The sequence below is a fragment of the Actinoallomurus acaciae genome, assembly GCF_042429965.1.
GTDB classification, from domain to species: domain Bacteria; phylum Actinomycetota; class Actinomycetes; order Streptosporangiales; family Streptosporangiaceae; genus Actinoallomurus; species Actinoallomurus acaciae.
The window spans coordinates 1-324 of sequence record NZ_JBHLZP010001313.1 but is presented as its reverse complement, the minus strand read 5'-3'; the positions used below and the strand labels follow the sequence as shown (position 1 = coordinate 324).

The 324-nt window shown below is 76.5% G+C and carries 1 protein-coding gene; it reads left to right on the top strand.

What is annotated here, in order from left to right; genetic code table 11:
- Window positions 1-324, top strand: a 324-nt coding sequence (locus ACFFNX_RS52255; RefSeq protein WP_378213929.1) for a hypothetical protein, incomplete at both ends; no start/stop codon positions are given.

Genomic DNA, 324 nt, shown 5'->3' with positions numbered 1-324 from the left:
CCCTGCTGGCCGCCACCCGGCTCGGCGACCCGCGTTCGGTCGGCATCGCCCTGATGGAACGCGCCGCCGTCTCGGGCGGACTGGGCCGGGGCGACCTGGCCCGTACGAGCGCCGAGGAGGCCTTGGCGATCTTCGAGGAGCTGCGCGAACCGTGGTGGGCGGCGCGCGCCATGCGCACCGTCGGTGTCTGCCTGCGCGACGCCGGCAACCTGGACGAGGGGCAGCGCCACCTGCTGGCGGCGATCGCCGGGTTCGCCTCCGTCGGCGACCGCTGGTGGCGCGCGCGTACGCAGCGCAACCTGGCCGAGCTGCGGCTCGCCCAGG